27 protein-coding genes and 1 other RNA gene are annotated in these 25,024 nt (G+C 62.2%); 14 read left to right on the top strand and 14 right to left on the bottom strand.

The window, feature by feature from the left end; genetic code table 11:
* The first annotated feature begins 45 nt into the window (after positions 1–45).
* The gene (locus tag LCM4573_RS02865; protein WP_046794627.1) at positions 46–222 is read left to right on the top strand and encodes a YdcH family protein; all 177 of its coding nucleotides are present in this window, start codon (positions 46–48) and stop codon (positions 220–222) included.
* Between the two features lie 124 nt (positions 223–346).
* Here LCM4573_RS02865 and LCM4573_RS02860 read toward each other — a convergent pair whose 3' ends face one another.
* Positions 347–607, bottom strand: a complete 261-nt coding sequence (locus tag LCM4573_RS02860) for a helix-turn-helix transcriptional regulator (protein WP_071004302.1) — start codon at positions 605–607, stop codon at positions 347–349.
* 277 nt (positions 608–884) lie between these two features.
* On the opposite strand from LCM4573_RS02860, the gene LCM4573_RS02855 reads away from it, so the two are divergent.
* Positions 885–1,538, top strand: a complete 654-nt coding sequence (locus LCM4573_RS02855) for a thiamine phosphate synthase (RefSeq protein ID WP_071004301.1) — start codon at positions 885–887, stop codon at positions 1,536–1,538.
* Positions 1,538–2,722, top strand: coding sequence for a tetratricopeptide repeat protein (locus LCM4573_RS02850; RefSeq protein ID WP_116285276.1), 1,185 nt, complete (start codon positions 1,538–1,540; stop codon positions 2,720–2,722). The genes LCM4573_RS02855 and LCM4573_RS02850 overlap by 1 nt, the downstream gene beginning before the upstream one ends.
* 66 nt (positions 2,723–2,788) lie before the next feature.
* On the opposite strand, the gene LCM4573_RS02845 is transcribed toward LCM4573_RS02850, so the two are convergent.
* Both LCM4573_RS02845 and LCM4573_RS02840 read right to left on the bottom strand, forming a co-directional pair.
* Entirely contained in the window at positions 2,789–3,445 is a 657-nt protein-coding gene (locus LCM4573_RS02845; RefSeq protein WP_071004300.1) for an SdpI family protein, read from the bottom strand.
* On the bottom strand, positions 3,442–3,744 hold the full coding sequence (locus LCM4573_RS02840; RefSeq protein ID WP_071004299.1) for an autorepressor SdpR family transcription factor: 303 nt from the start codon (positions 3,742–3,744) through the stop codon (positions 3,442–3,444). Before LCM4573_RS02840 ends, LCM4573_RS02845 begins: the two co-directional genes overlap by 4 nt.
* A gap of 176 nt (positions 3,745–3,920) precedes the next feature.
* Between LCM4573_RS02840 and LCM4573_RS02835 the strand changes: the two genes are divergently transcribed.
* The 4 genes from LCM4573_RS02835 (at position 3,921) to LCM4573_RS02820 (ending at position 7,154) form a co-directional block, all read left to right on the top strand.
* A complete protein-coding gene (locus LCM4573_RS02835) occupies positions 3,921–4,721 on the top strand; it encodes an inositol monophosphatase family protein (protein ID WP_071004298.1) in 801 nt (266 codons plus the stop codon).
* A gap of 109 nt (positions 4,722–4,830) precedes the next feature.
* Positions 4,831–5,886, top strand: coding sequence for a flagellar motor protein MotA (locus tag LCM4573_RS02830; protein ID WP_071004297.1), 1,056 nt, complete (start codon positions 4,831–4,833; stop codon positions 5,884–5,886).
* 3 nt (positions 5,887–5,889) lie between these two features.
* Positions 5,890–6,921 carry a peptidoglycan -binding protein gene (locus tag LCM4573_RS02825; RefSeq protein WP_071004296.1) on the top strand — a complete coding sequence of 344 codons (1,032 nt, stop codon included), beginning with the start codon at positions 5,890–5,892 and terminating at the stop codon, positions 6,919–6,921.
* Between the two features lie 14 nt (positions 6,922–6,935).
* A complete protein-coding gene (locus LCM4573_RS02820) occupies positions 6,936–7,154 on the top strand; it encodes a hypothetical protein (protein WP_071004295.1) in 219 nt (72 codons plus the stop codon).
* A gap of 10 nt (positions 7,155–7,164) precedes the next feature.
* Here LCM4573_RS02820 and LCM4573_RS02815 read toward each other — a convergent pair whose 3' ends face one another.
* Positions 7,165–9,084, bottom strand: coding sequence for an ABC transporter transmembrane domain-containing protein (locus LCM4573_RS02815; RefSeq protein WP_407071704.1), 1,920 nt, complete (start codon positions 9,082–9,084; stop codon positions 7,165–7,167).
* Between the two features lie 64 nt (positions 9,085–9,148).
* Here LCM4573_RS02815 and rpmE point away from each other — a divergent pair, with 64 nt between their 5' ends.
* Entirely contained in the window at positions 9,149–9,370 is a 222-nt protein-coding gene (gene rpmE, locus LCM4573_RS02810) for a 50S ribosomal protein L31 (protein WP_071004294.1), read from the top strand.
* Positions 9,371–9,707: 337 nt separating this feature from the next.
* On the opposite strand, the gene LCM4573_RS02805 is transcribed toward rpmE, so the two are convergent.
* The 3 genes from LCM4573_RS02805 to LCM4573_RS02790 all read right to left on the bottom strand — a co-directional run bounded on the left by LCM4573_RS02805 (position 9,708) and on the right by LCM4573_RS02790 (position 12,030).
* Positions 9,708–10,220 carry a DUF1465 family protein gene (locus tag LCM4573_RS02805; protein WP_071004293.1) on the bottom strand — a complete coding sequence of 171 codons (513 nt, stop codon included), beginning with the start codon at positions 10,218–10,220 and terminating at the stop codon, positions 9,708–9,710.
* Positions 10,221–10,559: 339 nt separating this feature from the next.
* A complete protein-coding gene (locus LCM4573_RS02795; protein WP_071004291.1) occupies positions 10,560–10,751 on the bottom strand; it encodes a DUF1192 domain-containing protein in 192 nt (63 codons plus the stop codon).
* A complete protein-coding gene (locus LCM4573_RS02790) occupies positions 10,735–12,030 on the bottom strand; it encodes an MFS transporter (RefSeq protein ID WP_071005150.1) in 1,296 nt (431 codons plus the stop codon). Before LCM4573_RS02790 ends, LCM4573_RS02795 begins: the two co-directional genes overlap by 17 nt.
* 196 nt (positions 12,031–12,226) lie before the next feature.
* Here LCM4573_RS02790 and LCM4573_RS28230 point away from each other — a divergent pair, with 196 nt between their 5' ends.
* On the top strand, positions 12,227–12,388 hold the full coding sequence (locus tag LCM4573_RS28230) for a hypothetical protein (protein WP_198539676.1): 162 nt from the start codon (positions 12,227–12,229) through the stop codon (positions 12,386–12,388).
* Here LCM4573_RS28230 and LCM4573_RS02785 read toward each other — a convergent pair whose 3' ends face one another.
* The 7 genes from LCM4573_RS02785 to tkt all read right to left on the bottom strand — a co-directional run bounded on the left by LCM4573_RS02785 (position 12,389) and on the right by tkt (position 21,617).
* Positions 12,389–13,294, bottom strand: coding sequence for a PhzF family phenazine biosynthesis protein (locus LCM4573_RS02785; protein WP_071004290.1), 906 nt, complete (start codon positions 13,292–13,294; stop codon positions 12,389–12,391).
* A gap of 113 nt (positions 13,295–13,407) precedes the next feature.
* Positions 13,408–13,854 carry a hypothetical protein gene (locus tag LCM4573_RS02780; RefSeq protein WP_071004289.1) on the bottom strand — a complete coding sequence of 149 codons (447 nt, stop codon included), beginning with the start codon at positions 13,852–13,854 and terminating at the stop codon, positions 13,408–13,410.
* Between the two features lie 191 nt (positions 13,855–14,045).
* Positions 14,046–14,942 carry a fructose bisphosphate aldolase gene (locus tag LCM4573_RS02775; protein ID WP_071004288.1) on the bottom strand — a complete coding sequence of 299 codons (897 nt, stop codon included), beginning with the start codon at positions 14,940–14,942 and terminating at the stop codon, positions 14,046–14,048.
* 217 nt (positions 14,943–15,159) lie between these two features.
* Positions 15,160–16,362: a phosphoglycerate kinase gene (locus LCM4573_RS02770; protein ID WP_071004287.1), complete on the bottom strand. Its 1,203-nt coding sequence runs from the start codon at positions 16,360–16,362 to the stop codon at positions 15,160–15,162.
* A gap of 70 nt (positions 16,363–16,432) precedes the next feature.
* The gene (locus tag LCM4573_RS02765; RefSeq protein WP_071005149.1) at positions 16,433–18,286 is read right to left on the bottom strand and encodes a potassium/proton antiporter; all 1,854 of its coding nucleotides are present in this window, start codon (positions 18,284–18,286) and stop codon (positions 16,433–16,435) included.
* Positions 18,287–18,580: 294 nt separating this feature from the next.
* Positions 18,581–19,591 (bottom strand): type I glyceraldehyde-3-phosphate dehydrogenase, encoded by a 1,011-nt coding sequence (gene gap / locus LCM4573_RS02760; protein ID WP_071004286.1) that lies wholly within the window; start codon positions 19,589–19,591, stop codon positions 18,581–18,583.
* A 43-nt stretch (positions 19,592–19,634) separates the two neighbouring features.
* The gene (gene tkt / locus LCM4573_RS02755; RefSeq protein ID WP_071004285.1) at positions 19,635–21,617 is read right to left on the bottom strand and encodes a transketolase; all 1,983 of its coding nucleotides are present in this window, start codon (positions 21,615–21,617) and stop codon (positions 19,635–19,637) included.
* Positions 21,618–21,943: 326 nt separating this feature from the next.
* On the opposite strand from tkt, the gene LCM4573_RS02750 reads away from it, so the two are divergent.
* The 5 genes from LCM4573_RS02750 to LCM4573_RS02730 all read left to right on the top strand — a co-directional run bounded on the left by LCM4573_RS02750 (position 21,944) and on the right by LCM4573_RS02730 (position 25,018).
* Positions 21,944–22,216 (top strand): DUF4164 domain-containing protein, encoded by a 273-nt coding sequence (locus LCM4573_RS02750; protein ID WP_071004284.1) that lies wholly within the window; start codon positions 21,944–21,946, stop codon positions 22,214–22,216.
* Between the two features lie 13 nt (positions 22,217–22,229).
* Entirely contained in the window at positions 22,230–22,607 is a 378-nt protein-coding gene (locus tag LCM4573_RS02745) for a cell division protein ZapA (protein ID WP_071004283.1), read from the top strand.
* A gap of 72 nt (positions 22,608–22,679) precedes the next feature.
* Positions 22,680–22,839, top strand: a non-coding RNA gene (gene ssrS / locus LCM4573_RS02740) — 6S RNA.
* A gap of 320 nt (positions 22,840–23,159) precedes the next feature.
* Positions 23,160–24,440 carry a hemolysin family protein gene (locus LCM4573_RS02735; protein WP_083347282.1) on the top strand — a complete coding sequence of 427 codons (1,281 nt, stop codon included), beginning with the start codon at positions 23,160–23,162 and terminating at the stop codon, positions 24,438–24,440.
* Positions 24,440–25,018: a 5-formyltetrahydrofolate cyclo-ligase gene (locus LCM4573_RS02730; protein ID WP_071004282.1), complete on the top strand. Its 579-nt coding sequence runs from the start codon at positions 24,440–24,442 to the stop codon at positions 25,016–25,018. Before LCM4573_RS02735 ends, LCM4573_RS02730 begins: the two co-directional genes overlap by 1 nt.
* Positions 25,019–25,024: the final 6 nt, after the last annotated feature.

The raw sequence follows: 25,024 nt of genomic DNA, 5'->3' as shown, positions 1-25,024 counted from the left end.
GCCCAGGAGTTGGCGGGGGCAGGTACCTAAAGGAGGACATGCCACATGACCATTCAGGCTCATCTTGCATCTCTCGAAAAGAAGCACAGTGCTCTCGAAGAAGAGTTGCAAAGTGTTCTATCGTCCCCCTCTTCCGACGACCAACAGATCGCAGCAATCAAACGGCGCAAGCTGCTCCTCAAAGACGAGATGGAGCGCCTGAGGTCCAAGACCCGCCACTGATCGTCGTGAACGAAAACATCCTTCGCCGCCCGCGCCGGGTTTGTTGAGTATCAGGGAATGCAGGCGGCAAACCAATCCAGAAATAAACTTCAAGAAATCATCACGGTTCTGGTCGCGGCCGGTGTCACGACCAGAACTGATCCAGCCACAGGTTCAGCCTGTCGAATCCCTTGTTATTGACGGAATAGACCCGTCGGGTTCCCCTGGCGGTGACCGTCACGAGATTGCTTTCGAGCAGCGCCTTCAAATGCTGGGAAACGGCGGGGCGGCTGATCGGCAGGCCCTGCGCCAGTTCATTGACCGTTTTCGGGGAGCGCCGAAGCTCTTCCAGCAGATGCCGGCGGTTCGGATCAGCTATGGCTGCGAAGGGATCAACGCTCGTCATTCCCTGAACTTACGGTAAACGCCGGATGACGGCAAGATTTTATTGTGCATTGCAGCAGGAGCTTTCCTTGCGCTCCACACTTTCCGTCTTGAAGCGCGTCGCGATCCTTCAGATTCGCTTCTTGCGCCTTAAATCCTGTTTTGAGGCAGTCGTTATCGCAAAACCGCCGCGCACTTTTGCGCGACATGCATTGGGCCGGCGATTGATCCTTGCCGCTGTCCGGTCTATCGGATTGTTCCAGAAGATAAACAAATGCCGTGCCTGAACAGGATATGCCATGACCGAACCGGAAGACCGTTGCCGCCTCGTGCTGATCGTGCCGGAAAACGAGGATGCGGCAGTCCAGGCGAAAGGTATCGAGGATGCTTTGCGCGGCGGTGACGTATCCTCCGTCATCCTGCCGCAATACGGCCTGGACGATCAGACCTTCCAGAAGCGGGCCGAGAAACTGGTGCCGATCATCCAGGCGGCGGGTGCTGCGGCGCTGATCGCAGGCGACAGCCGGGTTGCCGGTCGGGCGAAAGCGGACGGCCTGCACATGACCGGCGGCCCCGCCGAAATCGGCGAGGCGATCGAGAAGTTCACGCCGAAGCTCATCGTCGGCGCGGGTGGCGCGGCCGACCGCCATGCGGCGCTGGAGATCGGGGAACTGAGGCCCGACTACATCTTTTTCGGAAAGCTCGACGGCGACATCAAGCCGGAGGCGCATCCCAAGAACCTGGCGCTCGGGGAGTGGTGGGCCTCGATGGTGGAAATCCCCTGCATCGTGATGGGCGGCAGCGAGATCGCCTCGGCTCTCGCGGTGGCCGAGACGGGGGCGGAATTCGTTGCCCTCCGCTCGGCGGTCTTCGCCCACCCCGCCGGCGCGGCTGTCGCGGTTGCGGAAATCAACGCGATGCTGGACGAAAAAGCGCCACGGTTTGAGGTTTGATGGAGCCCATGCCGCTGAACCGCCGAACCCGACTGATCCGTGATGCGTTGCTGGCGACGGCGTTCGCCTGCGCCGTCCTGCCTGGGCTTGCCGTGGCGCAGGCCCAGCCGCCGGCTGTCTCGCGTCCGCTGGAGCCGGTCGCCGAGCCGATCAAGAAGGGGCGGGTCGGAGCGCAGGAGGGCAATGCGGAGACGGGCGGGCTGCAGGAGCCGGAGGCCCAGCCGGACGGCATCGTGCCTTCCGGAGGCGTTGAACTCTATCAGCGCATGGGCGCGAGACTGCCGCCGGCACCGGCTGAAAAGCCCGCTACAGTGCCCGCCGACGATGCTTACGGCGCCTATCAGCGAGGCCTTTACGTGACCGCGCTCGACCTGGCGCTCGCCCGCGCCCAGAAAGGGGATGCCGCAGCCCAGACGCTGGTCGCCGAAATGATGATGAAGGGGTTCGGCATCAAGCGCGACGCGGAGGCGGCCACGTTCTGGTATGGGCAGGCGGCGGAGCGCGGCGATCCGGCCGCGATGTTTCAATACGCGCTGCTCCTGATGAGCGGCCGGCATGTTGCGCATGACAAGACCAAGGCCGACGAATACATGCGCAAGGCTGCGGAAGCCGGAAACTCCTCTGCGCAGTTCAACTGGGCGCAGATCCTGGTTTCGGACAATCCCGGCGAGAAAGGGCTGAAGCTCGCGCTGCCGTTCTATGAAAAGGCGGCCGCGCAGGGGCTCGCCGACGCGCAATATGCGGTTGCGCAGCTCTACGTCGCCGTCAAGGACGCGCCGGCGGAGAAGAAGACCCAGGCCCGCGAATGGATGGAGCGCGCCGCCAAGGCCGGCTTCGATACCGCCCAGCTTGATATGGGGCTTTGGCTGGTGAACGGCGTCGGAGGCCCGCGCGATTACGAGAAGGGTTTCGACTGGCTCAGGATTGCGGCTCATCGCGGCAATGTGGTGGCCCAGAACAAACTCGCGCATCTCTATATTAATGCGCTCGGCACCAGGCCCAATCCGGTAGAAGCGGCGAAATGGTATGTGCTCTCCCGCCGTGCCGGCCTGCAGGATCCGGCGCTCGAGGATTTCTATCTCGGCATCAACGACGAACAGCAGCGCCAGGCGATCGACGCCGCGAACAAGTTCCGGCGCGGTGTGAGCACCGGTTCGGCGCAGCCGAAGCAATCGATCCAGTGAATCGATTGTCGATGCGAACGCACCAAGCGCAGGCGAGGGAGCGGGAAGGTGTCGGTTCGACGCAGCTCAGGTCGCTTTCCGCCGAGAGAGCCAGAAGGAATACCCCGTCGGCACGACCGCGGTTGCAATCAGTGCCCCAATGCCGATGATGCCCACTAGGTGAGTCGATTTCGCGAAGAGCGCGGCAAGGATGACGGCGAGCCCGCAAACGACTGAAAACCACCCGTAAAGGCGATGCGTTTTTGTCCAGTTGTCGCCGTCGGCGAGCGTCCAGGGTGTTCTGACGCCGACGGTGCGATTGGGCCGGATCTTCCCCGCGATATTGCCGGTCGCGATTAGCAGCAATCCTAAGCCCCCTACCATGCCGTGAGTCACCGAGACTTCGATGCCGAATGCCCGCGCAAGGATAAAACCGTGGGCGGCGGCCAAAAGAACGAGGGTTACGGCCCAGACGGTCGCATATGCGCGGCCGGAGCGAGCAAGATTTTCGCGCCGCTTTTCGAAACGCGGAGCAAGGCAGAACATCAATATGGCGAAAAGGGCCGCCGTCGGCATTATGGAAACGGCCAAGAGCGGCGTGGCGAAGCGGTCCGGATTGCCGCTCAGGTCGAAATGGACGCCTATCGAGGCATCGGCCGGAAGTATTGCAAGAGCAATGGCCGAGGCGGCCGCCATGGCCGCCAGCAGAATGAGGCTGAGGGTCAGAGGCACGGCGATCTTCATGGCTGCTTCTCCTTTCCCGTCATGGCTTCCGAAACCGTTTCCCCGATGCCGAACTTATCCATGAGCAGGCGCAGAGCGTCCTCGAGCACGGAAAGGTGCAGGCTGTAGGTGATGGTTGTTCCCGCCTTTTCACCGTGGATCAGGTCCGCCTCGCGCAGTACCGCGAAATGGCCGGTGAGCGTCGGTTTCGCCAGCGAGAAATGGGAGGCGATCTCGCCGGCACTCATGTCGCGCTTTCGCAAGAGGCGCAGGATTTCGCGCCTGGTCGGGTCGGCAAGRGCTTTGTAAACGGTATCCATATTTGTAATTTAGGAAACTACCAAAATATAGTCAAGCGCACGGCTGTGCATGGAGTAGGGGCCGCAAGGCTTGAATTTCCCGCGGTTTTGTGGTCTTGAACCGCCAATCTCGACATCGCCCGTAAAACGCCCGTCCCGATCACACCAGTACGGGACACCCGCCAAGGATTTCCCGCATGGCCCGCTCCGCCCTTCTCAACGTCATGGTTCAGGCTGCCATCAAGGCCGGCAAGTCTCTCAGCCGCGATTTCGGCGAGGTGCAGAACCTGCAGGTTTCCGTGAAGGGGCCGAGCGATTTCGTGTCCCAGGCGGACCTGCGGGCGGAGAAGATCGTTCGCGAAGAGCTGATCAAGGCGCGTCCCACCTATGGCTTCCTCGGCGAGGAGAGCCAGGAGGTGAAGGGCACGGATGGCGCGCATCGCTGGATCGTCGATCCGCTCGACGGCACGACGAACTTCCTGCACGGCATTCCACAGTTCGCGGTCTCGATCGCGCTGGAGCGCAACGGCGAGATCGTCGCCGGCGTCATCTTCAATCCTGCCGCTGACGAGCTCTACACCGCCGAAAAGGGCGGCGGCGCCTTTCTTAACGATCGCCGCATCCGCGTCGCGTCGCGCCGCGTGCTTTCCGACTGCGTCATCGGCTGCGGCGTACCGCATCTCGGGCGCGGCAACCATGGCAAGTTCCTGGTGGAGCTGCGCCATGTGATGGGCGAAGTGGCCGGGATGCGGCGCATGGGCGCGGCAGCACTCGATCTCGCCTATGTGGCGGCGGGCCGTCTCGACGGCTTCTGGGAAGCCGACCTTTCGCCATGGGACATGGCGGCGGGCCTCATCCTCATTCGCGAGGCGGGCGGGTTCACCAGCGACATGAAGGGTGCGACCGATATTTTCGGCAGCGGCAACGTGGTCGCCGGCAACGAACTCATCCACAAGGCGCTGATCGAGGTCGTCAACCGGCCGATACCGACCCGCTGAGCGCTGCCGACGGGCAATAGTCCCGTCTTTTCCACGGCCTGCACACTTCAATTCGTCGCATTTTTCCACTAGCCTCCGGCCAATGGTACCCGGAGGCAAAAGGCATATCATGATGGATGCGAGGGTGGACGATCTGGACGAAGCGGAAACGGACCGCGGCTACAACTACAAGCTCTCCAATCCCGTTCCCTTCCTCTGGACGATGGTGCTCTTCCTCATCATCGTCGGATTCGTCTCCGCCATTCTCTACCGACAGGCCGCGCATGCCTTCCAGACCAATCCAGGTCTCAACGGCCTCATCCTCGGCGTATTGCTGATCGGTATCGTTCTCGTCTTCAACCAGGTGATCGGCCTCATTCCGGAGGTGCGCTGGTTCAACTCCTTCCGGGCTGCCGGCAGCGCCGAAAAAGTTGGCCGCGAACCAAGACTGCTCGCGCCGATGCGTTCGCTGATCGGGCGACGGCAGACGCGGCTCTCGACCACGGCCTTCCGCTCGATCCTCGATTCGATCGGCACCCGGCTGGACGAATCGCGCGATACTTCCCGCTACCTCATCGGCCTCCTGGTCTTTCTCGGCCTGCTCGGCACCTTCTGGGGCCTTATCCAGACGATCGGCTCGATCAGCAACGTCATCGGCGCGCTGGACCCCAATTCCGGCGAATCGAGCGATGTGCTGGCGGCGATCAAGAGCGGGCTTGCCCAGCCGCTCGGCGGCATGGGCACGGCGTTCTCCTCCTCGCTGCTCGGCCTTTCGGGATCGTTGATCCTCGGTTTCCTCGATCTGCAGGCCGGCCGTGCGCAGAACCGCTTTTATACGGAGCTCGAGAACTGGCTTTCCTCCGTGACCGATGTCGGTTCCGACCTGCCTTCCGCGCTCACTGGAACAGCCGTCGCGTCCGGTTCGGCGGATGATCTGCGGCTGGTGGCGGAGCAATTGCGCAAGCTTGCCGCCAGCCAGGCTGCGCTCGCCAAGAGCCAGGACGGGCCGCAAAGCGACCGCTCTCTCGCCGCCATGGCCAATCTCGCCGAAGGCATTCAGGGCCTCGTGCGCAACATGCGCAACGAACAGCAGATGCTGCGAGACTGGATCGAGGCGCAGCAGGAGGAATCCAGGGCCCTGCGGCGGACCCTGGACCGGCTTTCCGACAAGATCGGGGGCAAGTAGGCGATGGCGCTCGCAAAGAACCGCCGTCGCGAGCGGGGTGTCGACTACTGGCCGGGCTTCGTGGACGCGCTTTCCACGCTGCTGCTTGCCATCATGTTCCTGCTCACCGTTTTCGTGCTGGCGCAATATCTGCTCAGCCGCGAGATCAGTGGCCGCGACGAGGTTTTGAACCGGCTCAACAGCCAGATCGCCGAGTTGACGCAGCTCCTGGCGCTGGAAAAGGGCAACAACCAGGACATGGAGGATATGCTGGCGACGCTGCAGTCCTCGCTTGCCACGTCTGAAAGCGAGCGTTCCCGCCTACAGACCCTGCTCGACCAAGGCGCCGGCAGCAGCAATGCCGCCAATGCGCAGATCGGCGAGCTGACCGGCAAGCTCTCGGAGGAGCAGCAGGTGAGCGCGCGGGCCATGAACCAGATCGAGCTGCTCAATCAGCAGATTGCTGCGCTTCGCGCTCAGATCGCCGCGGTGGAGGCGGCATTGCAGGCTTCCGAAGCAAAGGATCAGGCCTCGCAGACCCAGATCGCCGATCTCGGAAGGCGTCTGAACGTTGCTCTTGCCCAGCGCGTGCAGGAGCTCAACCGCTACCGTTCCGACTTTTTCGGCCGGCTCAGGGAAATCCTCTCCGATCGCGAGAACATCCGCATCGTCGGCGACCGTTTCGTTTTCCAGTCGGAAGTGCTCTTCCCGCCGGGCGGCGATCAGCTCGACCCCGCAGGACAGGCAGAGATGGACAAGCTGGCTACCGCGCTGCTCGATCTTGCCAAGGAAATTCCTCCGGAAATCAACTGGGTGCTGCGGGTCGACGGGCACACGGACAATGTCCAGCTTTCCGGTACCGGCCGTTTCCAAGACAATTGGCAGCTTTCCTCGGCACGTGCCACCTCGGTCGTCAAGCACCTGATTTCCAAGGGCGTGCCGGCAAACCGTCTCGTGGCCGCGGGCTTCGGCGAATATCAGCCGATCGCCGAGGGCGACACGCCGGAGGCGCGTTCGCAGAACCGCCGTATCGAACTGAAGCTGACCGAGCGCTGAGCAAGAACCTATTCATGGTCAATCACAAGCCGGACATGGCCGCTCTTCTGAAGGCGGTCGCCGAGAGCCCCAAGCGCGACAACAGCGCCTACCACAAGGCCATGGCGGAAGCGCGCGAAGCTTTCGAACAGGCGGAGGCGCTGCTCGGCGGACCGGTCGAAGTGCGAGCCAAGACCAAGGTGAAGCGCAACGGCGAGTATGTCGTGAAGTGGACTTTCAAACCCGCAGAGTAACCGGCCGTATTCAGAGAGCGGCGGCGCTCTGCCGTTCGATGTCGTGGAATTGCAGCCGGGCGAGCTTGGCATAGAGCCYGCCGGCCGCGATGAGGCTCTGATGCGTGCCTTCCTCGACGATGCGGCCATCATCCATGACCAGAATGCGGTCCGCCTTCAGCACCGTCGCCAGACGGTGGGCGATCACCAGCGTGGTGCGATCCCGCATGAGACCATCCAGGGCTTTCTGCACAAGCGTCTCGCTTTCGGCATCGAGCGCGGAGGTCGCCTCATCCAGCAGCAGCACCGGCGCGTTCTTGAGGATCGCCCGGGCAATCGCAATCCGCTGGCGCTGGCCGCCCGAAAGCGTGATGCCGCGTTCACCGGCCATGGTGTCGTAGCCCTGGTCGAGCCTGGAAATGAACTCATCCGCCTGGGCAGCGACGGCCGCGGCACGCACCGCATCGCGGCTGGCGTCGGGGCGACCGAAGGCGATGTTGTCGTGGATGGAGGTGGCGAAGATCGTCACGTCCTGAGGGACGATGGCGAGCCGAGAACGGAGGTCGGCGAGCGCTGCCTGACGGAGATCGACGCCATCGAGGCGCACGGCGCCGGCGGTCGGATCGTAGAAGCGCAGGAGCAGCGAGAGGATCGTGCTCTTGCCGGCGCCGGAAGGGCCGACGATCGCGACCGTCTCACCGGCCCGGATGCGGAAGGAAAGATCGTTGAKGGTGATGGCGCTGATGCGCGCCGGATAGGCGAAGGAGACGCCCTCGAACTCCACTTCGCCGCGTGCCGGGGAGGGGAGAGCGACCGGGTTCTCCGGGTCGCGGACGGCCGGCACTTCGTGCAGCAGTTCGGTCAGCCGTTCGGCCGCGCCACCTGCCTGGGAAAGTTCGCCCCAGACCTCGGAAAGCTGGCCGAGCGAGCTGGCGGCAATGACCGAATAGAGCACGAACTGGCCGAGCGTGCCGGCGGTGATGGTGCCGGAAAGTACGCTCTGGGCGCCATACCAGAGGACGCCGACGATGCTGCCGAAGACGAGCAGGATGGCGAAACCGGTGAGCAGGGCGCGTGCCCGGATGGCGGCCCGCGCTGCATCATAGGCTGCCTCCACCGCCCCGCCGTAGCGGTTTTCGGAGGCGGCTTCGCTGCCGAAAGCCTGCACGGTACGGGTCGCGCCGATGGTTTCGGCGGCGAAGGCTGTGGTTTCCGCAAGTGTATCCTGGGCCGCGCGCGAACGGCGGCGCACCGAGCGTCCGAAGGCGACGAGCGGAAAGACGATCAGCGGGATGGCGCCGAGCACCAGGCCCGAGAGGCGCGGGCTCGTATAGATCATCATGCCCATGGCACCGAGACAGAGAATCGTGTTGCGAAGCGCCTGGGATGCCGCCGACCCGAAGGCGGACTTGATCTGCGTCGTATCCGCGGTCAACCGGGACACGATCTCGCCCGACTGATTGACGTCGAAAAAGGAGGGCGAAAGGCGCGTCACATGGGCGAAGACCTCGCGGCGCAAATCCGCCACCACCCGCTCGCCGATAGTGATGACGTAGTAATAGCGCATGGCGCTGGCGACCGCGAGAAGGGCGGCGAGCGCCAGGAGCATGCCGAAATAGTTGTTGATGAAGCTGCCGTCGGCGGCGGCGAAGCCGTGGTCCACCATGCGGCGTACGGCAAGCGGCAGCGCCAGCGTGGTCGCGGCGGCCAATATCAGAAAGAAAACGGCGGCGGCGACCAGCTGGCGATAGCGGGCAAGATAAGGGAGGAGCCTTGCGAGCGGCTTCAGCGCCCTGCCTCTGTTTTCGGTTTCCCGGGCTTCGGCCAATTTTTTCCTCTGTTTTCCTTCGGCCGCTTCAAGGCCATACGGGTACTTGTACTTCCAGCGACCTTCCTGTATAGGCTCCGCATCGAATTGGGAAGCCGTGGCCGGATCGGTCTGCGGCTTCATTTATTGAAGAGGCTTCCCGCTCGCAATTGCGACAAATGGACCTCGTGAGAGCAGGATTATCGACATGAAGGCTGACATTCATCCCGACTACCACACGATCAAGGTCGTCATGACCGATGGTACCGAATACGAGACCCGCTCGACCTGGGGTACCGAAGGCGCGACCATGAACCTTGAAATCGACCCGAAGTCCCACCCGGCCTGGACCGGCGGCAACCAGCAGATCATGGATCGCGGCGGCCGCGTTTCCAAGTTCAACAAGCGTTTCGGCGGCCTCGGCCTCTRATCATCCGCTTGGATGGAACGAACAAGGAGCCTGGCGAAAGCCGGGCTTTTTTGTTGCCAGAGAATCGGGCGGCGCCCTCCTTGAGGGGAGATCAAACCGGAGGTTCGAGAGGAGTGAAGTGACTAAAGCGTATCGTGATCTTCCGGGTTCGCCTTCCGCACTCCAGGTATTAGTTTTATTCGTGCGTTGTGGTGCGTTATGCCTCATCACCCCACCCGGCACCACGTGCCGCCCCCTCAAGGGGAGGGTGAGCGTCTGCCGCAACTGGCACAGTCAATCAGCTCAAACAAAAAGGCAGGCGCATGGCCTGCCTTTTTGTTTTCGGATTTTACTTAGCTCAATTCCCGAACGCGGTGTGCAGTAGGCTGATCTGGGCGCGGACGCTGTTTTCGTTATCCGGGATGACCGGAGCGTCGTTCGGGCGGTAGATCTCGCGATCGAGAAGAGCGATGCGGTTCTGCAGGCGCAGAGAGCGTTCGACGAGATCGCGGAAACCTTCCGGCAGGTCGAGCCAGCCGGGCGCGTTGCGATCCACGTTGAAGCCGTCGAGGCGGACCTTGCTCTTTTCGGAAAGAACCTGCTCGCGGCTCATTTCGCCGTTGTTGACCGCGCGCTGCAGCAGAAGCCAGGAAGCCATCTGCATGAGGCGGGTGGTGAGACGCATGGATTCAGCGGCATAGAGAACGGATGCCATGCGGGGCAGAACCTTGGAGGCGGCGCGTCCGGTGCCATCGAGATAGCTCGCCGTCTCCTCGACCAGCGCCATGCCTTCGGAATAGAGCGCCTTGAACTGCGGGGAGGCAGCGGCGCGCCCAGCAAAGCTGATCGTGTTCAATCCCTGTTCTGACATGATTTCATTCCCGCTAACGCATCACATTCAGGCAATGGGGACGTCGGCAGAAAGTTCCCGTGCCGTTCTAATTGACCTGAACATGAGCCTTATAGCGGAAATCCGCAAGACGTTTCTTAAGGAAAGGTTAATACCCACAATTTCGGTGGGGGCCATTAAAAGAAGAGCCGCAAAAGCGGCTCTCAAGGTAAAACAGGGAGAAAATCAGACCTATTCGCCGAACGGTGAAACTGTCTGAATCCAGAAGGTCTGGATGCCCCATGATATAGTCCATTAATGATTAATACCGCGTTAAACCGGCTACCGGTTTTCACAGAATTCCCGGTTTGACGCAGGCTTTCAGCTCTTGAAGAAACTGTCCGCCGCGCGCCTGCCGGCCGTCTTGCGCTCCTTCTCCGCCTCCATCCGGAGGATCTCCTCCTTCAGCAAGCCGATGCGGGTGTCGAGTTCGTCAACCGAAAGCATCGAAAGATCGGAGCCCAGCTCGTGGGCGGCAGGCTTTTTCGGTCTATCGTCATCGAGAAAGCTCATGCTGACTCTCCTGCGGTTGGTTCATGTCGGTTGCCGCCTCCGTGTTGGCGCGCGGATCGAGCGACAGTCCTTCCGGCGTTCCGAGCGGCGTCGTCGCGGCGGGCGCGGTCGTGTAGGTGTCGCGCTCGTCCACCGGTACGGGGGGGCGGGCTCGGCTGCGCAGGACCGCATAGGCCGACACTAGAATATGCGCGCCGGCGGTAACTGCAAAGACCGCATGCGGCCCGAGCGAAGTCATCACCGGTCCGCCGAGGCTCGGACCGATGATGGTGCCGATACCGAAGAGCAGCAGCAGCCCGCCCGAGACCTTCACGAAATCTTCCGGCGCGGCATAGTCGTTGGCGTGCGCCACTGCGATCGGATAGAGCGCATTGGCTGCGGCGCCATAGCACGCGACGAGCACAATGATGACGTAGACATTGGCGGGCTGAAAGAGGACGAGGGCGAGTCCGGCAACCGCAGAGACCGCGGAGAGCCCCGCCAGCACATGGCGGCGGTCCATCCGGTCGGAAAGCCGGCCTGCCGGAAACTGCGCAATCGCGCCCGCGAAAATGGTGATGCTGACCATGGCGGCGACGGCGGCGTGATCCATCCCCACCCTGGTTGCGAAGACCGCGCCGAGCGTGCCGTAGGCGCCATTGGCAATGCCAATCAGCAGAATGCCGACACAGGCAATGGGGGAGTTGCGGAAGAGCGCCCGGAGATCGAGGTTCACGCGCTTCAGCGGCTGGGGGGAGGCCGCCTTGGAAAGCGTCGTCGGCAATTGCGCCACGCAATAGAGAATGCCGCAGACCATGAAAAGCAGCGGCGTCGAGACATCCGCGAAGGGCACCATGAGCTGGCCGCCGACGACGCCGAACAGAGTGATCGAAATGTAGAAGGAGAAAATCGCGCCGCGGCTCTCGTTGGTTGCCCTCTCGTTCAGCCAGCTTTCGATGATCATCGAGGTGCCGGCCGTGCAGAAGCCGGTAATGGCGCGCAGCACCAGCCAGGAAGTCTGCTCGACGAAAATGCCGGTGATGAGCACGTTGAGGCAGATAAGCGCCAGGAAGCCGGAAAACGCCCGCACATGGCCTATGCGCCGCACCACGTTCGGTGCCACGAAGCAGCCAAGGACGAAGCCTGCCGCCCAGGTTGTTCCGAGAAGGCCGAGGACGTCGTTGGAATAGCCTTCCTGGGTGCCGCGGAGCGGCAGAAGCAACCCCTGGAGACCGTTGCCGAGGAAGAGAAATAGCGTACCGGAAAGCAGGGCGAGGACGGGCAGCAGGTTTCGGCTCATTTCGATACTGTCTTTTTCTTTCGTATCGGCGATCAACCCTGAGAACCCAGGGCGGTGAGTAGCTTTGTTGCCTTGTGGTAAAGCACGCGTTAACGCAGTCCCTGCCGGATGCCGTTCCCGAATCCCTGCAATGGCTATCTGTGGTGAAGCGCAAAAATGTCCAGCCTATGGCGCGCGAGGGCGAGGTTAAAAAGCAATGACGAAAACGATCTCGGTCCTGCTGATCCTGGCCATGCTGGTGCAGATCATTCGTCCGCTCGACCTGCCGGGTCTGAGGCGGCGTGGGGATTTCTGGAAGCTTGCGGTCTTCGCCTTCGCGATATGGGCCGTGGCTCTGTTGCTCAGGGATTTTACCTGATCACCAGTCGATAGCGCCGCGCATGGCGGAAACGCAGCGGCCGGAGATGCGGACGTCGCGGACGATGCCGCCCCGCTTTCTCACATCGAGTTCGATGATGCTCGCGCGGCCCATCTCCACACCCTGCTCGACGATGATTTGGGTATCGAGTTCCGTTTCCTCGGCAAGCGTCACCAGATAGGCGGCGAGTGCGGCCGATGCGCTGCCGGTCGCCGGGTCTTCCGTCACATTGTCGAGCGGCGCGAACATGCGGGCGCGCACCTGCCACGGCTCCTGGCGGACATAGAGGAAAAGCGAGAAATCAGTCACCCGGTGACGGCTTGCCGCTTCACGGAAGGCGGAAAGATCGGGACAGGCGGCGCCGAGCGCCTGGAGCCCATCGATTTCGGCAAGCGCGAAGGGCAGGCCCACGGAGGCGAAGATCGGGGCATGGGTTCGGGTAAGGACTGCGGCGGGTTCGATGGAAGCACAGCGGGCGATGAGATCGGGCGTCACCTCGTCGCCGACATCGAGAGGGCGCGGTGCGCGGATGGTGGCGCCGATGACGCGGCTTTCCTCGCGCTGGAGTTCGACCTCCACCAAGCCCGCCAGTTCCTCGAAGCGCAGCCTGTCTCCGACCGGCTTGCCGAAGAGTTCGGGCCGCTGGCCGAGCACATAGGCGGTGCCGACATTCGGATGGCCGGCGAAAGGGACTTCCGCCGTCGGCGTGAAGATGCGGACAAGGGCGCTGTTTTCCGGACTTTCGGGCGGCAGCACGAAAGTGGTTTCCGAATAGCCGAACTCCGTTGCGATCTTCTGCATGGCCTCGCCGCTAATGCCGCGCGCATCGGGGATAACGGCAAGCGGATTGCCGCTGAAGCGTTCGGAGGTGAAGACATCGACGGTGACGTATTCGGCGGTCGGCATGAGGTCTCCTTTGGGGCGGATGTCCCGATTAAAACGCTTCGTCCCTGCTGCCGCCAGCCAATGTTTTTGATCGCTCCATCAGCAAAACAGAAGCGATCCTGGACGGTCTCGCATCAGGCGAGACCGTGATCCTTCATCGCCTTCTGTTCGTCGGCGGTGACATAGGCGAAAATCTTCGGTTCGCCGCTTGCGATCGCGACGAAATAGAAATTGGTGAAGCAGATATTGCCTGTCTTGCCCGCCTTGTTTTCATAGGCGAATTCCCAGTCGACCGCGGCGACCGCATGCAGGTCGTCGAGCGGTGTGATCTGCAAGCCCTGCAWCAGCATCCGCTTTCCGCCGACCTCGCGATAATGGGCGAAGCCCTGGGGTATCACCTTCCTGAGCTTGGCGTCATTTGCCCCGGCGAATACGCCTTGCGGGGCCGAGCCGACGAAGTGCTCCGCAAAGGCATCGGCAAGGCGCTCGAAGTCCGCCGCCTGCGGAGCCACCAGAGCCTGGTCGCTGATCCGTCCGTAATCATCGAAAAGAGCGCGGACCTGTGTTTTCAAGTCGCTCATGGCTCACCTCCTCTCCATGGAACGCCGGATGCGTAGTTAAGTTCGAAGGCGCAAAATGAAAGGCCGTGCCGGAGCGCCGGCACGGCCTTTCATCATTATCGGTTCGTCCCTCGGCGGCGAGGCTGTCCATCTTGCGCGATGCGAAAAGGCGCGCTGGCCGGCAGATTAACGATATGCCTTACAGCCGATCATCAGGACTTGTTGACGCTTGCGGCGTAGATTTGATCGATCGTTTCGGCCAGGCTGGCATCGAATTCCGCGTCGCTCATCGTGACGCGCAGGTTTTCCGCCAAGGCGCGGGAGAAACTCGCGATCATGCCATGGTTATGGCTGAGCTTTTCGCAGGCTTCCGCGGTGCTGTAGCCGCCGGAAAGGGCGACGACGCGGACGACCGATTTGTGGGCGATCAGAGGAGCATAGAAATCGGCGACCGTCGGGATCGTCAATTTAAGCATGACCGTCTCGCCCGCGGGAAGCTTGTCGAGCTGCTGTGCGATCTCATCGCGCAAAATCGTTTCAGCCTGTTCCTTCGTCGGGCTCTTGATGGAAACTTCCGGCTCGATGATCGGCATGAGGCCCTGGCCGATAATCTGGCGCGCCACCTCGAACTGCTGCTTTACGACGGCGGCGATCCCGGCCTTGTCGGCGTGGCCGATTACCGAGCGCATCTTGGTTCCGAAGATCCCCTTTTCGCGACCGCGGATCAGGAGAGCATCCAACTCGGGCATAGGCTTCATCGTCTGAACGCCGTTTTCTTCGGCATTGAGGCCCTTGTCGACCTTGAGGAAGGGCACGACGCCGCGCTTCTCCCAAAGGTAGGACGGAACGGCTTCACCATCGACGTCGCCGTCCATGGTCCGCTCGAAGAGGATAGCGCCGATAACCTTATCGCCTTTGAACGCGGGCGCGCTCATGATGCGGACGCGCATGGCGTGCACCAGGCGGAACATCTCCTCATCACCCTGATAGTCGGAGTCGGACACGCCATAAAGACGCAACGCTTTAGGTGTTGAACCACCGCTTTGGTCCAGCGCCGCAATAAATCCGGGCGCAGAACTCATCTTGTTCAACATCTTCGCGTCCACCATACTACACTCCTGTCCCTAAAGTTGGCGCGAAACGCGCTCATATCTCCCAATCTGGCAATTCGCCGATAACAGAAGTTATAGAGAAGGAAAATCCTGCCTTAAACGACTGAAACGATTGAAATTATTTCAATCGTTTAAAACAAATGAATTTTTTAAAAGGTCTTGACCGCGCGGCGCCCGGGCCTATGTCCGAGCGCCGTTTCCACCAAAGTTCGGATCAGGCGTTCTTGGCGAGCACCGCTACGCCCGGCAGTTCCTTGCCTTCCATCCATTCCAGGAAAGCGCCACCGGCGGTGGAAACATAGCTGAAATCGTCGGCCACGTCAGCGTGATTGAGCGCTGCCACCGTATCGCCGCCACCGGCGACCGAGATCAGCTTGCCCGCCTTCGTCTCTTCGGCCGCGTGCTTTGCCGCTGCAACCGTCGCAGCATCGAAGGGCTCGATCTCAAAAGCGCCGAGAGGGCCGTTCCAGACGAGGGTATTGGCTCGGGAAATCCAGGAATTGACCGCTTCGACGGACTTTGGGCCCACGTCCAGCACCATGGCGTCGGCGGGAATGGCTTCGATATCAACCACTTCGCTGGCGGCACCCGCCTTGAACTCGCGTGCCACGACGCCATCGACCGGCAGGATGATGGCGCAGCCCGCCGTTGCCGCCTCGATCATGATCTGCTTGGCGGTATCGGCGAGGTCATGCTCGCAGAGCGACTTGCCCACATTGGTGCCGCGTGCGGCAATGAACGTGTTGGCCATGCCACCGCCGATCACCAGCGCGTCGACCTTCTTCACCAGGTTCATGAGGAGGTCGATCTTGGTGGAAACCTTAGCGCCGCCGACGATCGCCACGACCGGATGGGCCGGATTGCCGAGCCCCTTTTCCAAGGCCTCCAGCTCTTCCTGCATGGTGCGGCCGGCATAGGCCGGTAGATGGTGGGCAAGACCTTCTGTGGAGGCGTGTGCGCGATGGGCGGCGGAGAAGGCGTCGTTGACGTAGATGTCGCCGTTCTTGGCCAGTGCTTCCGTGAAGGCTGGATCGTTCTTTTCCTCGCCTTTGTGGAAGCGGGTGTTCTCCAAGAGCAGGACGTCACCGTCCGCCATTTTCGCGATCGCTTCCTCAGCCGCCGGGCCGATGCAATCGGAGGCGAAGAGAACCGCATGATCGAGAGCCTGTTCGACGGCGGGGACAATCAGCGACAGCGACATATCCGCGACTGGCTCGCCCTTCGGACGGCCGAAATGGGCGAGCAGGATTACCTTGGCGCCCTTTTCAGACAGTTCCGTGATGGTGGGCGCGACGCGCTCGATACGAGTCGTATCCGTCACCTTGCCGTCGGCAACGGGGACGTTGAGATCGACACGCACGAGAACGCGCTTGCCTGCGATGTCGGAAAGGTCGTCGAGGGTCTTGAAGGCCGGCATGGCTGGGTGCATCTCCTGGGAAGTGGTTGGAGCCGGACCATACTATGCCTGACCGGTGACGCAAGCCTCATCACACCGCTGTGCCGGGACCTCCCGATGGGCCAGCACTTTTCGGCGGGACCGGCTTGCCTCTCTGCCTGCGCAGGAAGTCGCGGACGCGGTGGGCGATCTCGCGCATGTTGATGAAGATCGGCAGGTTGGTCGCGGGCTCGACCGGTTCCAGGGAGATGCCGATGCCGTGGATGTTGTCGTGCTCGTCGAGTTCGCGCACGATCAGCACGATGGAGCCGAAGCGCATGCGGTCGGCGTAATCCGCCTTGCCGCCGAGCCGGTGGACCATCAGTTCCCCGACGGTCATGTCCTTTTCGGCAGGGGAGAGCAGGCCGGGACCATAGGCCGCATCGAGTTCCTTGGCGGGGCCGGTCGGTGAAATCGAGAAAGCGCCGAAGAATTCGGTATCGTCCTCCTCCACCGGTACGCGGCTGGCAAAGAGCCGGTCGAGCAGGCGCGTATAGGCGGGCGAGACGAAGAGATAGACTTGGTCGCCCTCACGCAGCCGGCCGGCATATTGGTAGCGCATGCTCTTGCCGTCGCGGATGACGAGCGACGGCAAGGCCCAACGCGGAATGCGCTCGCCGCTGAGAATGGGGCTGTCCTTCACGACGCGGTAAGAGATCAGCTCGTGATGGGCGGCGCCGGGCAGGTCGAGTTCCACCTTGTCCACCGCACCCATCCGGGGCGGGGTGATGAGGCCGAGCCGCTGGGCTACCGGCTTGATCGTCCAGCCCTGCAGGAAGAGCGAGACGAGCACGATGATGAAGGCGGTGTTGAAATAGATCACGCCATTCTCGAGCCCGCCGATGACCGGCAGGATGGCGAGCAGAATGGAGACCGCGCCGCGCAGGCCCACCCAGGCGACGAAGCCCGTTTCCTGCTGGGTAAGGTCGTAGGGCATCAGGCTCAGCCAGACGGCGATCGGGCGGGCGACGAAGATCAGGAACAATGCAAGCGCCACCGCCGGCAGGATGATCGGCGGGAATTGCGAGGGCGTGGCGAGCAAGCCCAGCACGAGGAACATGATGATCTGCGCCAGCCAGGTGAGCCCCTCGTGGAAACGGGCGATCGCCTGTTTGGCGAACATCTTGCGGTTTCCGGCATAGATGCCGGCCACATAGACGGCGAGGAAGCCGCTGCCGCCGATCGCGCCGGTGAAGGCGAAGACGAGGAGCGCCAGCGTCAGCGCGAAGATCGGAGCGAGCCCGCGATCGGAGGTGAAGCGGTTCAGCACCCACACGATCATCATGCCGCCGAGTAGGCCGAAGATCATGCCGAGCCCCATTTCCTCGATGAAGAGAAACAGGAAGTGCAGGTCGAGCCCGCCGAAACCCCGGCCCGCCGCCAGCAGGTCGACAAGGGCGATGGTGAGGAAGATCGCCATCGGGTCGTTGGTGCCGGATTCCACTTCCAGCGTGGAGCGCACCTTGTCGCGGATGTTGATGCCGCCGATACGCAGCAGGAAGAAGACGGCTGCCRCATCCGTCGACGCGACAATGGAGCCGAGCAGCAGGCCTTCGAGAAGCGAGAGGCCGAGAAGCAGGGAGGCGGCGAAGGCGAAGATGCCGGCCGTCAGGAGCACGCCGACGGAGGCAAGCGTGAGCGCCGGAAGCGCTGCGATGCGGAAGGAGTGGATCGAGGTGCCGAAGCCGGAATCGAAGAGCACGATCGCCAGCGCCAGTGAGCCCAGCATGTAGGAGAAGGGGAAATTGTCGAACTGGATACCGAGGCCGTCGACGCCGGCGATCAGCCCGATCGACAGAAAGATGAGCAGCAGCGGCGCGCCGAAGCGGTAGGCTAGCAGGCTCGAGAATGCGGCCGCCAGCACCAGGATCGTGCCGACCAAGAGGATGATGTAGAATGCCTCCACGAAGCCGTTCCTTCCTTCACACGCAGCCATGCCGTCCGCACGATTCCCGCCTCCCAGCACCCGCCAATGGCGGGCACTGTGCCGTTGTCGCCGGGCGACCTGGGGTATGAGGCGGACACCGGCGGGGACGCCGGAGAATCGGACAATGAGCTGATTAGGCAGGAACAATTCCGGCAAGAGAAGGGCAGGGAACGAAAAAGAAGAGCGGGCCGGAGATTTTCCGGCCCGCTCTTCTTAGTGCTGTTTCATCTTACCCTCTCCCTGTGGGGAGAAAGTAAGCGGCCATGCCGCTGATCAGATCAACTTCGCGAAAGCGACCGCAGTATCGTTCATGCGGTTGGAGAAGCCCCATTCGTTGTCGTACCAGGTGAGGATACGCACGAAGTTGCCTTCCATGACTTTGGTCTGGTCGATCGCGAAGATCGAGGAATGGTTGTCGTGATTGAAGTCGCGCGAGACGAGCGGCTCTTCCGTATAGCCGAGGACGCCTTTCAGCTTGCCGTTGGCGGCGGCCTTGATGGTCTCGTTGATTTCCTGAACCGTAGTCGCCTTCTTGGCGACGAACTTGAAATCGACGACCGAGACGTTCGGGGTCGGAACGCGGATCGAGGTGCCGTCGAGCTTGCCCTTGAGGTGCGGCAGGACGAGGCCGACGGCCTTGGCGGCGCCGGTGGAGGTCGGGATCATAGACAGAGCGGCAGCGCGGGCGCGGTACAGATCCTTGTGCATCTGGTCGAGCGAGGGCTGGTCGTTCGTGTAGGAGTGGATCGTGGTCATGAAGCCGTGGTCGATGCCGACCGCGTCGTCAAGAACCTTTACGACCGGAACCAGGCAGTTCGTGGTGCAGGAGGCGTTGGAGATGACCATGTGCTCGCTGGTGAGCTGGTCATGGTTGACACCGTAGACGACCGTCAGGTCTGCGCCTTCGGCCGGGGCTGAGACGAGGACGCGCTTTGCGCCGGCGGTCAGGTGTGCTGCGGCCTTCTCGCGTGCGGTGAAGATGCCCGTGCATTCCATCGCGATATCGACGCCGAGTTCCCGGTGCGGCAGGGTTGCCGGGTCCTTGATCGCCGTGACCTTGATCGGCCTGCCGTTGTTGATGATGATGGTGTCGCCCTCGACCTTCACCTCGGCCGGGAAGCGGCCATGGATGGAGTCGTAGCGAAGCAGGTGAGCATTGGTCTCGACGGGGCCGAGATCGTTGATGGACACCACTTCGATGTCGGTGCGGCCGGATTCGACGATGGCGCGCAAAATGTTGCGGCCGATGCGGCCGAAGCCGTTGATGCTCACTTTGACAGTCATTTCACAAACTCCCGCTTGCTTTCAAATCTTCACGTAGGTTGCCTCAGCCGAGGTGCTGTTCAGCAGCGGCGACGACCGCTTCCGCGGTGATGCCGAAGTGCTTGAACAGTTCCTTGGCTGGGCCGGAGGCGCCGAAGGACTTCATGCCGATGAAGACGCCGTCGGAGCCGATGATGTGGTCCCAGCCCTCGCGGACGGCAGCTTCCACGGCAATCTTGACCGGCGCATGGCCGATGATCGCCTCGATATAATCTTCCGACTGTTCGGCGAAGAGCTCGACGCAGGGCACGGAGACGACGCGCGTCGGGATGCCCTTCTGCTCCAGCAGACCTTGAGCCTTGATCGCGATTTCGACTTCCGAGCCGGAAGCGAAGATCGAAACCTTGGCGTCGCTCGCCGAAATCAGCTCATAGGCGCCATAGGCGCAGAGGTTCTTCTCTTCGTATTCCTTGCGCGCCGGCGTCAGGTTCTGGCGGGTGAGGGCCAGGCCGGACGGACGATGCTTCTCCTTCAGTGCAAGCTGCCAGCATTCCGCCGTTTCGGTCTCGTCGGCCGGGCGGAAGAGGAGCAGGTTGGGGATGGCGCGGAGTGCGGCCAGATGCTCGACCGGCTGGTGGGTCGGGCCGTCCTCGCCGACGCCGATGGAATCATGCGTCCAGACATGGACGACGCGGATGCCCATGAGTGCGGCGAGACGAACCGAGGGACGGCAGTAATCGGAGAAGATCAGGAAGCCGCCGGAATAGGGGATGAGGCCGCCATGAAGCGCGATGCCGTTCATGGCCGCAGCCATGGCATGCTCGCGGATGCCCCAATGCACGTAGCGGCCGGTGAAATCGGTCGGGGTGATCGACTTCATCTGGCTGGTCTTGGTGTTGTTGGACGGCGTCAGGTCCGCCGATCCGCCGATCGTCTCGGTGACGATGCTGTTGATGACCTCAAGCGCATCCTCGGATGCCTTGCGGGTGGCGACCGTCGGGTTGTTCTCGGCGACCTTCTTCTTGAAGGCATCGATGGCGCTGTCGAAGCCGCCCGGCAGATCACCGGCGAAGCGGCGCACGAATTCCGCCTTCTTCTCCGGAGCGGTGGCGGCAAGACGCTCTTCCCATTCCTTGCGGGCCTTGGTGGAGCGCAGGCCGGCGAGACGCCAGGCATCCAGCACGTCGGCGGGAACGGTGAAGGCCTCTGCCTCCCAGTTCAGCGCCTTGCGGGTGGCGGCGATTTCCTCCGCGCCGAGCGGCGCGCCGTGGACCTTGTGGGTGCCGGCTTTGTTCGGAGCACCGAAGCCGATGACGGTCTTGCAGGCAATGAAGGTCGGGCGATCCGACTTCTGCGCCTCTTCGATCGCGGCCGCGATCTGGTCGATGTCGTGGCCGTCGATCGCGATGGTGTTCCAGTTGGCGGCCTTGAAGCGGGCGACCTGGTCGGTGCTGTCGGCCAGCGAGACGGCGCCGTCGATGGTGATGGAATTGTTATCCCAGAAGAGGACGAGCTTGTTGAGCTTCAGGTGGCCGGCGAGCGTGATCGCTTCCTGGCTGATGCCTTCCATGAGGCAGCCGTCGCCGCACAGCGCATAGGTGAAGTGGCTCTGAAGGTCGCTGCCGAACTCGGTTTCGAGCTTGCGCTCGGCGATCGCCATGCCGACGGCATTGGCAATGCCCTGGCCGAGCGGGCCGGTGGTGGTCTCGATGCCCGAGGCGTGGCCGTATTCCGGGTGGCCGGCGGTCTTGGAACCGAGCTGGCGGAACTGCTTCAGATCCTCGATCGTCATATCCTCGTAGCCGGTGAGGTAGAGGAGAGAATAGAGCAGCATCGAGCCGTGGCCGGCGGACAGCACGAAGCGGTCGCGGTCGGGCCAGAGCGGGTTCTTCGGGTCGAATTTCAGGTAGCGCGTGAAGAGAACCGTCGCGATGTCGGCCGCGCCCATCGGAAGGCCGGGATGGCCGGAATTGGCCTTTTCCACAGCATCCATGGCAAGGAATCGGATCGCATTCGCCATCCGGTTATGTTTGTCGCGAGAGGTCATGGCTAATCCGTTTTTCCGGTGTCGATCACGGCCTGGGAGAGGACCGTATGAAAGCGGGTGATCCTTAGCAGGTGCAACGCGCAAGTCAATAAAACTGCGCTCCGGAAAAGGGCCCTTTGGCCAACAATCCCGCAGCCTGCCTGAATTATGAGCAGGTGCGGCAAGTGCCTGCAATGCGCCGGGAAAAACGATGATCCACAGGTAGGACAGGCACTTAACCGCGGGTTTGTTGACCGGTTTCGTGACGGGGACTAGTCTCGCGTCATGTCGGAAAGGGCGGCTTCACGATTCGGCCAGCCCTCGGTGCCAGCAGCGGAAAAAAGTGGATGCCCGCGGAAAAGACGGTGGAGCAGGCGATTTCGGAACTCAAGGCGGCGATCGGCGGCCTGGAAAATGCCGTCGATATGCGCATCGAGCGGCAGCGCATGAATAGCGATGTCGAGGGCGAGGTAAGGCGGGTGCATGCCGACCGGGCAAGACTCGCGCAGGAACTCGATCAATCGCAGTTCAGGGCGAACCGCTTGGAAGAGGTCAACCGGGAGGTTTCCCGGCGGCTGGTAACGGCGATGGAGACGATCCGCGCCGTGCTGGACCGTTAAACGAGGATATGCGATGGCCCAGGTTACGGTGACGATCGACGGCAAGGCCTATCGCATGGCTTGCGAGGAGGGGCAGGAGGATCACCTGGCCGAACTCGCCGATCGCTTCGACCGCTATGTCAGCCATTTGAAGAGCCAGTTCGGCGAGATCGGCGATCTTCGCGTCACGGTCATGGCCGGCATCATGATCATGGACGAGCTTTCGGAAATGACGCGCAAGATCGCGGCGCTGGAAGGCGAGATCGCTTCGCTCGCGTCCAATCGCGACGGCGCTCTGGAAGTGCGGCAGCGAAGTGACGAGGCCTTGGCGCTTGCGCTCAGCGACCTCGCCGTACGGCTCAACGGGCTGACGGCCAAGCTCAACGGCCGTGTCGCCGCAACGGTCAATTGATACGAACCAGACAAGCCGGGAAAAAATCAAAGCGCCACTGGCGCAAGTCTCGGTTCGCCCTTATATTGCGCGGGCGGTCTGCGCTTCTCGACAGGAACAAATGAATCCTCGGGGCCATACCCGATCCTAAGGGAGCTGTCCCTGGCCAGACTCGTGGGTCTGGACACACGGCGCCCACCTACGTTTGTAGGCGCCCAGGATCGAAAGTTTCCACCGGTTGTGTGGATCGCGCTTCCTTCTTTTTCGAAATTCGTAAAGCGGTGCGCCGCCGTTTCACGACGTCCGCAAGCTGGCCGCCTCGTCGGGTTTTCACCGGCTTGAGGCATTATCCGCCAAACATTGCCGTTGCCTTTGTTCCAAGCATTGCATTGGCCGAGCTGCCCCCCTATGATCCAGCCGAGTGAAGGTGCATAGCTCCGAAAACCGGTTCCGGTTTTCTGAACTGTGCGCGAAATATCGTTTCCGGAATTGCCGGCTGTTTTGCGGCGGCACGGCCTTCGAAGCGGTAAGCTGTTTCGTGCGCAGGATATTGTCCCAGCTAAAGAGCTTCTCTTGTTAACTGAAATATTCATCGTCATTGCCCTCACCGTTCTGAACGGTGTCCTCGCAATGTCGGAACTTGCCGTTGTTTCATCCCGCCCCATCCGTCTGAAAGTCATGGCCGAGCAGGGCAACCGGGGGGCGGCGACCGCCATACGGCTTGCGGAAGATCCCGGCCGCTTTCTTTCCAGCGTTCAGATAGGCATTACACTCGTCGGCATTCTGTCCGGTGCCTTCTCGGGCGCGACGCTCGGCACCCGTTTCAGCAACTGGCTGCAGGTCCAGGGCCTTTCGGCAAGCGCGGCGGATGCGCTTGGCGTCGGCTCGGTCGTGGTCGCCATCACCTATCTTTCGCTGATCGTCGGCGAACTCGTGCCGAAGCAGATCGCGCTGCGCGCTCCGGAAGCGGTCGCGGCGCGCGTTGCCCCTGCCATGAAGCTGATTGCCACGCTGGCAGCGCCGATCGTCTGGTTCCTGGACGTATCCGGCCAGACGGTACTGCGGCTTCTCGGGCAAAGGGGAGATACCGGCGACCGTGTGACGGACGAGGAGATCCGCACCGTGCTTGCCGAGGCGCAGAGCGCCGGAGTGATCGAGACCGAGGAATCGGCGATGATCTCGGGCGTCATGCGGCTTGCCGACCGTACTGCGCGCGGCCTGATGACGCCGCGACGCGACGTCGAGGTGGTCGACACGGAGGATGATCCGGAAGAGCTCCGGACGCAGCTCAGGGCGACGACCCGTTCCCGCCTGCCGGTGCGCAAGGGCAGTTCCGACGAAATCATCGGCGTGCTCTTCGTCAAGGATGCCTATGATTTCATGGCCGGCGGCAAGCTGTTCGATATCAAGAGCATGATGCGCGACGCGCCGGTGGTTTCGGATCTCACCGGGGCACTCGATGTGATCCAGGCGCTTCGGCGTGCGCCGGCTCATATGGTGCTGGTCTATGACGAATATGGCCATTTCGAAGGCATCATCACCTCCGGCGACGTGCTAGAGGCCATTACCGGCGTCTTCCAGGAAGATGAGGAGCAGGAGCCTGCCGTGGTATCGCGCGAGGATGGCTCCTTCCTCGTCGCCGGCTGGATGCCTGTCGATGAGTTCGCCGACCAGATGGGGGTCTCGCTAGGCAACAATCCGGACTACGAGACGGTTGCCGGCTTCGTGCTGGACGAACTGAAGCATATCCCCGAACTGGGCGAGAGTTTCACAAAGGACGGCTGGTGCTTCGAGGTGATCGATCTCGATGGACGCCGCATCGACAAGCTGCTGGTGCGGCGGGCGGACGACTGATGACGGAAAGCCGCAGGAAAGCAGCCCTGAGGGAGGAGCGACTTGCCGCGCGCGACGCGATCCCGCCTGAAGAGCGCATCGAAAAGAGCCTTGCCCTGACGGCTTTCGGGCAAGAGGTGGTCGACGTCCGTCTCGGCACGATCGTTTCCGCTTTCCTTCCCATACGGTCAGAGGTCGACCTTCGGCCTCTGATGACTTTCCTGAGGGATCGTGGGGCGCGAATCTGCGTCCCCGTCATCCTGGACAAGCAGACCATCGTCTTCCGCGAACTGATCCGCGGCGCGGAACTGGTGAAGGGCGTTTTCGGCACTTCGGCGCCTGGACCGGAGGCGCCGGAACTCGAGCCCGACATCATGCTCGTGCCCCTTTCGGCCTTCGACGCGGCCGGTCATCGGATCGGCTACGGAGGAGGTTATTACGATCGCGCCATCCAGCGGCTGCACGAAAAAGGCAGGGACCCGCTGCTGATCGGGATTGCATTCGATTGCCAGGAGGTGGCATTTGTGCCCGCTGAAGATCATGACGTCAGATTGAATGCCGTCCTGACCGAAAGCGGTTTCCGGCCTTTCAGCCGGTAGATTGGA

The organism is Rhizobium sp. LCM 4573 (assembly GCF_001854865.1).
Classification (GTDB): Bacteria; Pseudomonadota; Alphaproteobacteria; order Rhizobiales; family Rhizobiaceae; genus Neorhizobium.
Note: the sequence above shows the minus strand (reverse complement) of the source record. Positions and strands in the feature narration are given on the sequence as shown.

Coding starts and splice junctions, on each gene's coding strand:
- LCM4573_RS02865 (WP_046794627.1), top strand. CDS start 46: ATGACCATTCAGGCTCATCTTGCATCTCTCGAAAAGAAGCACAGTGCT.
- LCM4573_RS02860 (WP_071004302.1), bottom strand. CDS start 607: ATGACGAGCGTTGATCCCTTCGCAGCCATAGCTGATCCGAACCGCCGG.
- LCM4573_RS02855 (WP_071004301.1), top strand. CDS start 885: ATGACCGAACCGGAAGACCGTTGCCGCCTCGTGCTGATCGTGCCGGAA.
- LCM4573_RS02850 (WP_116285276.1), top strand. CDS start 1,538: ATGGAGCCCATGCCGCTGAACCGCCGAACCCGACTGATCCGTGATGCG.
- LCM4573_RS02845 (WP_071004300.1), bottom strand. CDS start 3,445: ATGAAGATCGCCGTGCCTCTGACCCTCAGCCTCATTCTGCTGGCGGCC.
- LCM4573_RS02835 (WP_071004298.1), top strand. CDS start 3,921: ATGGCCCGCTCCGCCCTTCTCAACGTCATGGTTCAGGCTGCCATCAAG.
- LCM4573_RS02830 (WP_071004297.1), top strand. CDS start 4,831: ATGATGGATGCGAGGGTGGACGATCTGGACGAAGCGGAAACGGACCGC.
- LCM4573_RS02825 (WP_071004296.1), top strand. CDS start 5,890: ATGGCGCTCGCAAAGAACCGCCGTCGCGAGCGGGGTGTCGACTACTGG.
- LCM4573_RS02820 (WP_071004295.1), top strand. CDS start 6,936: ATGGTCAATCACAAGCCGGACATGGCCGCTCTTCTGAAGGCGGTCGCC.
- LCM4573_RS02805 (WP_071004293.1), bottom strand. CDS start 10,220: ATGTCAGAACAGGGATTGAACACGATCAGCTTTGCTGGGCGCGCCGCT.
- LCM4573_RS02795 (WP_071004291.1), bottom strand. CDS start 10,751: ATGAGCTTTCTCGATGACGATAGACCGAAAAAGCCTGCCGCCCACGAG.
- LCM4573_RS02790 (WP_071005150.1), bottom strand. CDS start 12,030: ATGAGCCGAAACCTGCTGCCCGTCCTCGCCCTGCTTTCCGGTACGCTA.
- LCM4573_RS28230 (WP_198539676.1), top strand. CDS start 12,227: ATGACGAAAACGATCTCGGTCCTGCTGATCCTGGCCATGCTGGTGCAG.
- LCM4573_RS02785 (WP_071004290.1), bottom strand. CDS start 13,294: ATGCCGACCGCCGAATACGTCACCGTCGATGTCTTCACCTCCGAACGC.
- LCM4573_RS02775 (WP_071004288.1), bottom strand. CDS start 14,942: ATGGTGGACGCGAAGATGTTGAACAAGATGAGTTCTGCGCCCGGATTT.
- LCM4573_RS02770 (WP_071004287.1), bottom strand. CDS start 16,362: ATGCCGGCCTTCAAGACCCTCGACGACCTTTCCGACATCGCAGGCAAG.
- gap (WP_071004286.1), bottom strand. CDS start 19,591: ATGACTGTCAAAGTGAGCATCAACGGCTTCGGCCGCATCGGCCGCAAC.
- tkt (WP_071004285.1), bottom strand. CDS start 21,617: ATGACCTCTCGCGACAAACATAACCGGATGGCGAATGCGATCCGATTC.
- LCM4573_RS02750 (WP_071004284.1), top strand. CDS start 21,944: ATGCCCGCGGAAAAGACGGTGGAGCAGGCGATTTCGGAACTCAAGGCG.
- LCM4573_RS02745 (WP_071004283.1), top strand. CDS start 22,230: ATGGCCCAGGTTACGGTGACGATCGACGGCAAGGCCTATCGCATGGCT.
- LCM4573_RS02730 (WP_071004282.1), top strand. CDS start 24,440: ATGACGGAAAGCCGCAGGAAAGCAGCCCTGAGGGAGGAGCGACTTGCC.